Source organism: Microbacterium lacusdiani (assembly GCF_054779895.1).
Genome location: NZ_BAAGXJ010000019.1, coordinates 1 through 1,495 on the forward strand (window position 1 = coordinate 1; position 1,495 = coordinate 1,495).

General features: G+C 63.3%; 1 protein-coding gene and 1 pseudogene. One reads left to right on the forward strand and one right to left on the reverse strand.

Annotation, left to right across the window (positions count from 1 at the left end; genetic code table 11):
• A pseudogene (locus ACYVGN_RS10435) lies at positions 1-135 on the forward strand (ISL3 family transposase); the annotation flags it as partial.
• Here ACYVGN_RS10435 and ACYVGN_RS10440 read toward each other — a convergent pair.
• Positions 123-1,166, reverse strand: a complete 1,044-nt coding sequence (locus ACYVGN_RS10440) for a hypothetical protein (protein ID WP_460790633.1) — start codon at positions 1,164-1,166, stop codon at positions 123-125. The pseudogene ACYVGN_RS10435 and the gene ACYVGN_RS10440 sit on opposite strands and share 13 nt — an antisense overlap.
• Positions 1,167-1,495: the final 329 nt, after the last annotated feature.

Consider the following 1,495-nt stretch of genomic DNA (forward strand, 5'->3'; position numbering starts at 1 on the left):
ACTGAGGCGATCAATGGACGTCTCGAGCACCTGCGCGGCTCCGCACTCGGCTTCCGCAGCCTCACCAACTACATCACCAGATCCCTGCTCGAGACCGGCGGGTTCAGACCAGCGCTACACGCTCAAATGCGATGAGCCAGTTTTCGTGCGCACTTCGTGCAGTAGCCATTCCCCGTCATCAGATGTTGACGGTGGCACGACTCGCAGACCCATGCACGACCATCGCTTAGGCGAATCGAGACCTTCGATGGGTCAATGAGGTACTTGACGACCGCCGTGCCTGCACGGTCCATCGCGTCTTGGCGCATCGATTCAGGGTCGCCATGCGTGTCCTCGGCGACCTTCTTCCAGAACTCTCTCAAGCGAGTCGTCGGGATATCGCGCACAGCGCGAATCCTGGCGAATCGGCGCTGGTCCGCCAAGATTCTCAGCGCTGCTCGCGCCTGCGCAGTCCGGTTGTCGCCAGGTTCGTCGGGGGGCGCGGTGTCGTCAGCCAGAGTCAGCCAGCCGAGCCCGGTCGTCTCGAAGTCACGTCCGCCGCCTGCATATAGCCCCTCGAGAATCTCGCTCTCCAATGAGGCATTGATTCTCTGCAACAGCGACTGCTCATCGATGGAGAGGTTGCCTTGCGGTTGCACAGGGCTCACGTCCCAGTTGAAGAGAGAAGCCCACCCCTTGTCGTCCGTGCCGCGCAGGCTGGCGTGGGGGCCGCCGGGATTCATGCCGAGCTCCAGGAGGTCGAGCGCAACGAGATTGGCGAGTTCGCTGAGCGTAATACCCCTTGACAACCCGGCGATGAGCACCGGCTCCACCGTCGTGTCTACATCGGGCGCCTTCTCCCAGATGTCTCGTAGTGCATTGAACGACGGGGCGTCGCGGGCGCGGAGTCTGGCGATTGCTTGCCAGCTCTCGTCTGTCCTGACGCCGTCCGCCACATGCTCGCGCGCGAGCCGCACGTCGGCGGCAGGGTCGCCGGCGCCCTGCAAGCGCAGGTACATCAGCTGACGAAGGAGGTCTTGGTAGTGGCGCAGACCAAGTCCCGCCGAGAGCTTCGCCGCATCCTGTCGACTGTCGGTGAATACGATGAGCTTCCGCTCGTGCTCGCTCAAGTCATTGGCGAGCTCGGTAGTCAGGACCTGATTGATCTTCTCGAAACCGGTGCGCATAGCCCGGATGGGGGACCGTTGCGTTCTGGGGTCTGTCGCCGGGAGCTTCTGACTTCCAGCGTAGTCCTGTGCCCAGTCATCACCACAGGCGGGGCAGGACGTGGGGAACGGACTCACAGTCGCCATGTCGCGCCTGAGTTCGCCAGTACTGTCCCGGGCAACACGGGCGTGAAAGCTCCAACCAGTGTGCCCCTTCGCGATGTTCTTGAGCTCCCCGGAGCCGGGATTTAGCTGGCTTGCCCGGAACGCGTACTTAACGGGCTCTTCGGACATCCGGTGGGGGGGTCATGGGGTGAGTCCGCCGGCGGTGAGGAGCATGCGGAGGCGGT

Excerpts from the sequence above, each read along its gene's own strand:
- ACYVGN_RS10440 (WP_460790633.1), bottom strand. The coding sequence starts at position 1,166 with ATGCGCACCGGTTTCGAGAAGATCAATCAGGTCCTGACTACCGAGCTC.